This is a genomic window from Rheinheimera pacifica, from assembly GCF_024809855.1.
GTDB lineage: Bacteria > Pseudomonadota > Gammaproteobacteria > Enterobacterales > Alteromonadaceae > Alishewanella > Alishewanella pacifica_A.
In genome coordinates this window covers 25,122-31,600 of the sequence record NZ_JANUEM010000024.1, presented here as the reverse complement: position 1 = coordinate 31,600, position 6,479 = coordinate 25,122, and the positions used below count along the sequence as shown (strand labels likewise).

Below are 6,479 nucleotides of genomic sequence, written 5' to 3'. Positions count from 1 at the left end.
TGAAGCACCCAAACCGCAGCACCCCGTGGCATGGCGCGCATTATAGGGCCTTTTAGGAGACCTGCAAGCGGTTATTTGAGAAAACTTGTGTTTTTGAGATCGTTAGCAGAAAAATTGGACGAAAAGCGCTTTTTTAATACATTTACTGCATAATAACGCAGCATTGGAGGAGATTATGACGATACGAGCTTATAAAGGTATAACACCGAAACTGGCATCAGGGGTATATATAGATGAATCCAGCGTGCTGGTTGGCGATATTGAACTGGCAGCAGATGTCAGTATCTGGCCTTTGGTCGCAGCGCGTGGTGATGTGAACTATATCCGTATCGGCGCCCGCACGAATATACAAGATGGTTCGGTGCTACATTTATCCCGCCCCAGTAAAGTTAAACCAGAAGGCTCACCGCTTATAATAGGTGAAGACGTCACCGTGGGGCATAAAGTGATGCTGCATGGTTGTACTCTTGGCAATCGCATTTTGGTTGGTATGGGCGCTATAGTGATGGACGACGTAATAGTGGAGGACGAGGTGATTATCGGTGCCGGCAGTTTAGTGCCACCCGGCAAGCGGCTGCAAAGCGGCTATTTATATGTTGGCAGCCCGGTAAAACCGGCACGGCCTTTAAATGATGCTGAAAAAGCCTTTTTGGCGGAGTCAGCAGCCAACTATGTAATATTGAAGAACGAGTATCTGGCAGAAGCTTAAAGCCAGATCTCGCCCACGCTATTATAAGCATCGTCGGCTATTGCCTGTTCGGCGCGGTCTTCCCAGTGAAATGCGTCGACCTTTACCTGTTGCAAGAAGGCTTCAGCTTGTTGCTCTGCAGGCAGCGGAATATAGCAGAACACTTTTAACCCGCTGACCAGGCAACTAAAGCTAACGGCTTGCCTGGCTATCGCGAGGGTAAAATCATTATTAAAGATCAGTTGTTGGTTCATTTATTTAGTTGCTGTTGAAGTAATGTCAGCACTGCTTCAATATCCGGTCTTTTGCCACGCCAGATATAAAAGGCTGCGGCCGCCTGTGCTACTAACATGCCTAAACCATCTGCTTGCAGAGGTACGTCCTGCTCTTTGGCCCATTGCAAAAACGGTGTAGGTTGGCCGCCGTACAACATATCGTATGCCAGTTGGCAATGCTGTAAATGCTGCGCGGCGATTAACGGCCGCTCGCCGCTTAAACCGGAAGAGGTGGCATTAATTACCAGCTGATAAGGTTGTAATGGAATGTCAGCATAACCACAAGCGCTAACACGCGGGTCAAAATTAGCTGCAACCGCCTGCGCTTTACTTACTGTGCGGTTAGCCAACACCAGTTGTTTAACACCGGTATCCAACAAGGGTCCTATGGCGCCACGACTGGCCCCGCCAGCACCAAGCAACAATACCGTTATGCCCTGCAGATTTACACCTAATCGTTGCAGATCAGCCACCAGGCCAATACCATCGGTATTATCACCGCACAGCTTACCCTCGCTATCTATATAAAGTGTATTTACCGCGCCAGCTTGTTTTGCTCTGTCCGATAAAGTCTCAGCCAGCTGATAGGCGACTTCTTTAAACGGCACTGTGACATTGCCACCTTTACCACCGGCAGCAACAAAGCTATGCCAGTTGTCGGCAAAGCCATCAAGCGGTGCTAAAATGGCATCGTATCGCAGTTTTTCGCCCAATGCGGCAGCAAACTGAGTATGAATAAAGGGCGACCTTGAGTGGCCTATCGGATTACCGAATACAGCATAGCGGTCCACAAGTAATGTCCATTAAGAAGTTAATACAGATGATTTTTAATAAAACCACGCTAAATAGCAAGTCGCACCCGACGCCGCAGCAAACACCTTACGCTATGATGGGTGGAGAGGAAACGGTGCGCCGGTTGGCCAATCGCTTTTATGATGTAATGGAAACTGCACCAGAAGCTGCTGAGCTATACGCTATACACCCGTTGCCGCTGGATACTATCCGGCAAAAGTTTTTCGAGTTTTTATCCGGCTGGCTTGGCGGCCCGCCATTGTTTGAGCAACAGTATGGCCATCCCCGCCTGCGCGCCCGGCATATGCCTTTTACGGTTAACGAGCAATTGCGTGATCAGTGGATGTTTTGCATGAATCAGGCGCTGGATGAAGTAGTAGAAAACAAAATGCTACGAGACGGCATTCGCCAGTCGATAGGCCAACTGGCGAGCCATATGATTAATTGCTAGGCCTGAAGCTTCAGCCAGTCCTGCGGTTTAAGATAACGCTCGTACAATAACACTTCGGCACTGCCGGGTTCAGGCTGATAGCCATATTGCCAACGCACCAGTGGCGGCATTGACATTAAAATCGACTCGGTGCGGCCACCACTTTGCAAGCCAAACAAGGTGCCCCTGTCGTACACCAGATTAAATTCAACATAGCGGCCACGGCGGTACAACTGGAATTGGCGCTCCCTTTCACCATAGGCAGTATCTTTGCGTTTCTCGACAATAGGCAGATAGGCAGGAATAAAAGCCTCGCCGACAGCGCGCATCAGAGCAAAACTTTGCTCAAAGCCCGGCGCATTTAAATCGTCAAAAAACAACCCGCCAACACCGCGGGTTTCGCCACGATGCTTTAAGTAGAAGTAATCATCACACCATTTTTTATAGGCTGAATAATAATCGGCACCAAAAGGGTCTACTGCTGTTTTCGCAGTATGGTGCCAGTGCACCACATCGTCTTCAAACGGGTAATAAGGGGTTAAATCAAAACCACCACCAAACCACCAGACCGGTGCTTCACCGTCTTTTTCGGCAATAAAAAACCGTACATTGGCATGCGTTGTTGGCAAATACGGATTATTCGGGTGGATCACCAGCGACACACCACAGGCATTGAAGCTGCGCCCTGCCAATTCTGGCCGGTGCGCGGTAGCCGACGCAGGCATATTAGCGCCAAACACATGAGAGTAGTTCACTCCAGCCTGCTCAAACACCTTGCCACCGGTTAGCACACGGCTTTTACCGCCGCCGCCTTCAGGGCGCTGCCAGGCGTCTTCAACAAAGTGTGCTCTGCCGTCTGCCTGCTCCAACGCTGCACAGATATTATCCTGCAATTGTTGTAAAAATTGCTGCACAGCAGCCAGTTGATGATGAGGTTGGCTGTTTGTCACCTTAACTCCTTACTATATTACCGCTTAGGGCATCTCGAATTTGACTGGGCTGGGTGGCCCCGCCCAGCGCGCCCGGCATAATAGCAGACAACTTATCACCTAAACTTTGCTCCAGCTCAGCTTTGTCGGTAATAGCACTCTGGCCGGATAAATTAGCGCTGGTTGATACCAGCGGTTTGCCATAAGCACTGCATAGTTGCTGCACTACCGGATGCGCGCTCACCCGCACGGCGATGCTGTCGAACTGGCCGGTGATCCACTTAGGCGCTGTTTTGCTGGCGGGTAATACCCAACTGATATGGCCCGGCCAACTGGAAAATATCTGGTAACGCTTTTCCAGCGGTATGGCTTTGTCATCAACATAGGGTAGTAACTGTGAATAGTTAGCCGCAATTAAAATCAGACCCTTCTCCACCGGCCGTTGCTTAATCGCCAGCAGCGCCATTACTGCCGCCTCGTTATCCGGATCGCAACCTAAACCATAAACGGCCTCAGTGGGGTAAGCGATAACGCCACCTTGTTGCAAGGCCTGTAAAACCAGCTGCTGTTCTGTCATTTGTTGCTACTACTCCGGATAATTAGACGAAAAACGCAGTTAAAATTTTCTTCAGTTGCGCAACTGGCTATAATAGCGCCTTCACGCTTTTAGTTCATCACGTACAGAAGGAAACAACAATGCAAGTTGGCATCATCATGGGTTCAACCTCAGACTGGCCTACTATGAAGCACGCCGCTGATATGCTGGATAAGTTCGGTATTGCCTATGAAACCAAAGTTGTTTCCGCACATCGTACACCACAGTTGCTGGCCGATTATGCTAATACTGCCGCCAGCCGTGGTTTAAAGGTAATTATTGCCGGCGCCGGCGGTGCAGCGCACTTACCTGGTATGGCGGCTGCCTTTACCAGCCTGCCGGTATTGGGTGTGCCGGTGCAATCGAAAGCCCTTAAAGGCCTGGACTCTTTGTTGTCAATTGTGCAAATGCCCAAAGGTGTAGCAGTAGGCACTCTTGCTATTGGTGATGCTGGTGCGGCCAATGCCGGCCTGTTGGCGGCGCAGATTCTGGCTACAAACAGCCCAGAGCTAATGACAAAAATTGATGCCTTCCGTCAGGCACAAACCGATATGGTATTAAGCCAGCCCGATCCGTCGCAGGTGCCTTTATGAAGGTATTAGTGCTGGGCGCCGGTCAACTGGCGCGGATGATGGCATTGGCCGGAGCACCGCTTAATATTAGTATCAGCGCGTATGATGTTAACAGCGATAGTATAGTACATCCGCTAACACAGCAGGATCTCGGCAAAGGCCTGGCCAATGCTATAGCCGATGCCGATGTAGTTACCGCCGAGTTTGAACACATTCCATTACCGGTATTGGCACAGTGTCAGCAAAGCGGTAAGTTTTCCCCCGGTGAAACGGCTATTAAAACCGGTGGCGATCGCAGGTTAGAAAAACAGTTGCTCGACAGCGCCGGGGTGCGCTCTGCCAGTTACCATATTATTAATAATGAAACCGATTTTAATAATGCTATCAGCAAGCTGGGCTTACCACTGGTATTTAAAAGCGCGCTGGCCGGTTATGACGGCAAAGGCCAGTGGCGGCTAAAGCAATCAGAGCAAGCCGCAGCACTGTGGCAGGAAATCAGTGCCTTTTTGGCTGCTGATAGCAAACAAGCCATAGTAGCTGAGCAGTTTATTCCGTTTTCACGTGAGGTTTCGCTGATTGGCGCCCGTAACAGCAAAGGCGAAATACAGGTATATCCGCTAACCGAAAACCATCATGTTAATGGTGTACTTAGCGTATCGTTAGCTATTAGCGGCAACGAACAGCTGCAACAACAGGCGCAGCAAATGTTTACTGCGGTAGCAAATCAGCTGAATTATGTCGGTGTGCTGGCAATTGAGTTTTTTGATGTGAACGGCGAGCTGTTGGTTAATGAAATAGCACCACGGGTGCATAACTCCGGCCACTGGACCCAGCAAGGTGCCGATGTCTGCCAGTTTGAGCAACATTTACGTGCCGTATGCGGTTTACCGCTGGGTAGTACTGCTCTGGTTCGTCCAAGCTTGATGGTAAATATTCTTGGCGAGGATACTGTGCCAGAACAAATACTAACGCTGCCTGGGCTGCACCTGCACTGGTATGGTAAAAGCAAACGCGCCGGCCGTAAGATGGGCCATATTAATTTGTCTGCGGCAGATAATGCTGAGTTGAAACAGCGTTTTAAGCAATTGATCACGCTATTGCCTGAGGCGGCTTTTCCTGAGCTGGCACAAATGGCAGAGCGTTTAAATTAATAAGCAGGCCGGTAGCTTAAGCTGCCGGCTGTTTTTCGCCGCACTTTTTATCGGCACAGTACAACACGCTTTTCTTTTCTATCAGCAAGCCAAAACCGCACACCGCGCAACTACCAGCAACAGGCTTCTCATTTAGCAAAAACTTACATTTGGGATAACCATCGCAACCCCAAAACGCCTTACCAAATTTATTTACCCGCTCGGTCAACCGGCCCTGTTTACATTTAGGGCAAGCCAGGCGCTCTGTATCTGGTTGTTCGCTGTGTTCATGCACGACAAAATTACAACGCGGATAATCGGTACAGCCAATAAACATGCCGTAACGGCCGTTTTTAACTGCCAACGCATTACCGCACTGTGGGCAGGCTTCGCTGTCCAGCACTTTGACTATGCTGGTTTCATGCTGCTGTAAGGCTTTGATATAGTTGCAGGCCGGATAAGCACTGCAACCAAGGAAAGGACCATTTTTACCGGATTTAATTACCAGCGGCTGCTGGCACAACGGGCACACTTGCTGCTGTTGCGGCAGCACAAATAACGCAGAATCATCAGTCATAAAGGTTAAGGCCGCTTAATGCAGCGGCCCTTCAGGTTCATCAAAAATTAAATCTTCCATTTGGGCGTAAGCATTTTCATGGCCAGGTACATTAAACAGCACCATTAATACTACCCACTTTAAATCTTCCAGGCTAATGCTGTTACTGTCCAGATCCATTACCCTGTCGATCACCATCTCGCGGGTAACAGCGTCCAGCACATTAATTTGTTCCAGAAACAGCAAAAAACCCTGGCATTCAACGTCCATTTTCGCCAATTCCGCTGCGCAATAAATGCGGGTAGCATTAGAGATACCTTTGGACAAATAGGGCTTAACATGACTTTCCTGCAGCGCAGACAGGTTGTCGAGCCACTTTAGCGCTTTGAAGATATCGTCGTCATGAAAACCCGCCCGGCTTAACTCTTTGGTCAGATCTGCATGGTTAACGTAAATGTCAGATTCATTGTGGATATAGTTTTCAAACAGGTAAACGAGGATATCAAACATAC

10 protein-coding genes are annotated in these 6,479 nt (G+C 49.3%); 4 read left to right on the top strand and 6 right to left on the bottom strand.

The features are described from left to right. Positions 1 to 175: 175 nt before the first annotated feature. Positions 176 to 709, top strand: coding sequence for a gamma carbonic anhydrase family protein (locus tag M2404_RS19755; protein ID WP_259241695.1), 534 nt, complete (start codon positions 176 to 178; stop codon positions 707 to 709). Here M2404_RS19755 and M2404_RS19750 read toward each other — a convergent pair. After that, positions 706 to 942: a DUF1488 domain-containing protein gene (locus M2404_RS19750; protein ID WP_259241693.1), complete on the bottom strand. Its 237-nt coding sequence runs from the start codon at positions 940 to 942 to the stop codon at positions 706 to 708. The genes M2404_RS19755 and M2404_RS19750 overlap by 4 nt on opposite strands. Continuing rightward, the gene (gene aroE / locus M2404_RS19745; RefSeq protein ID WP_259241692.1) at positions 939 to 1,754 is read right to left on the bottom strand and encodes a shikimate dehydrogenase; all 816 of its coding nucleotides are present in this window, start codon (positions 1,752 to 1,754) and stop codon (positions 939 to 941) included. Before aroE ends, M2404_RS19750 begins: the two co-directional genes overlap by 4 nt. A gap of 29 nt (positions 1,755 to 1,783) precedes the next feature. Between aroE and M2404_RS19740 the strand changes: the two genes are divergently transcribed. Further along, on the top strand, positions 1,784 to 2,206 hold the full coding sequence (locus tag M2404_RS19740; protein ID WP_259241690.1) for a group II truncated hemoglobin: 423 nt from the start codon (positions 1,784 to 1,786) through the stop codon (positions 2,204 to 2,206). Here M2404_RS19740 and hemF read toward each other — a convergent pair. Both hemF and tsaC read right to left on the bottom strand, forming a co-directional pair. Further along, a complete protein-coding gene (gene hemF / locus M2404_RS19735; RefSeq protein ID WP_259241689.1) occupies positions 2,203 to 3,135 on the bottom strand; it encodes an oxygen-dependent coproporphyrinogen oxidase in 933 nt (310 codons plus the stop codon). The genes M2404_RS19740 and hemF overlap by 4 nt on opposite strands. Before the next feature lies 1 nt (position 3,136). Further along, positions 3,137 to 3,691, bottom strand: a complete 555-nt coding sequence (tsaC, locus tag M2404_RS19730) for an L-threonylcarbamoyladenylate synthase type 1 TsaC (RefSeq protein WP_259241687.1) — start codon at positions 3,689 to 3,691, stop codon at positions 3,137 to 3,139. A gap of 119 nt (positions 3,692 to 3,810) precedes the next feature. Here tsaC and purE point away from each other — a divergent pair, with 119 nt between their 5' ends. Then, positions 3,811 to 4,302, top strand: coding sequence for a 5-(carboxyamino)imidazole ribonucleotide mutase (gene purE / locus M2404_RS19725; protein ID WP_215399357.1), 492 nt, complete (start codon positions 3,811 to 3,813; stop codon positions 4,300 to 4,302). Beyond that, positions 4,299 to 5,432 carry a 5-(carboxyamino)imidazole ribonucleotide synthase gene (locus M2404_RS19720; protein ID WP_259241684.1) on the top strand — a complete coding sequence of 378 codons (1,134 nt, stop codon included), beginning with the start codon at positions 4,299 to 4,301 and terminating at the stop codon, positions 5,430 to 5,432. Before purE ends, M2404_RS19720 begins: the two co-directional genes overlap by 4 nt. Before the next feature lie 16 nt (positions 5,433 to 5,448). Here the strand turns inward: M2404_RS19720 and M2404_RS19715 are convergent, their stop codons facing one another. Together M2404_RS19715 and M2404_RS19710 are read right to left on the bottom strand one after the other, a co-directional pair. Then, positions 5,449 to 5,988 carry a DNA topoisomerase family protein gene (locus M2404_RS19715; protein WP_259241683.1) on the bottom strand — a complete coding sequence of 180 codons (540 nt, stop codon included), beginning with the start codon at positions 5,986 to 5,988 and terminating at the stop codon, positions 5,449 to 5,451. 15 nt (positions 5,989 to 6,003) lie between these two features. Further along, entirely contained in the window at positions 6,004 to 6,477 is a 474-nt protein-coding gene (locus M2404_RS19710; protein WP_173502609.1) for a DUF494 family protein, read from the bottom strand. Positions 6,478 to 6,479: the final 2 nt, after the last annotated feature.

Excerpts from the sequence above, each read along its gene's own strand:
- M2404_RS19755 (WP_259241695.1), top strand. The coding sequence starts at position 176 with ATGACGATACGAGCTTATAAAGGTATAACACCGAAACTGGCATCAGGG.
- M2404_RS19750 (WP_259241693.1), bottom strand. The coding sequence starts at position 942 with ATGAACCAACAACTGATCTTTAATAATGATTTTACCCTCGCGATAGCC.
- M2404_RS19740 (WP_259241690.1), top strand. The coding sequence starts at position 1,784 with ATGATTTTTAATAAAACCACGCTAAATAGCAAGTCGCACCCGACGCCG.
- tsaC (WP_259241687.1), bottom strand. The coding sequence starts at position 3,691 with ATGACAGAACAGCAGCTGGTTTTACAGGCCTTGCAACAAGGTGGCGTT.
- purE (WP_215399357.1), top strand. The coding sequence starts at position 3,811 with ATGCAAGTTGGCATCATCATGGGTTCAACCTCAGACTGGCCTACTATG.
- M2404_RS19720 (WP_259241684.1), top strand. The coding sequence starts at position 4,299 with ATGAAGGTATTAGTGCTGGGCGCCGGTCAACTGGCGCGGATGATGGCA.
- M2404_RS19715 (WP_259241683.1), bottom strand. The coding sequence starts at position 5,988 with ATGACTGATGATTCTGCGTTATTTGTGCTGCCGCAACAGCAGCAAGTG.
- M2404_RS19710 (WP_173502609.1), bottom strand. The coding sequence starts at position 6,477 with ATGTTTGATATCCTCGTTTACCTGTTTGAAAACTATATCCACAATGAA.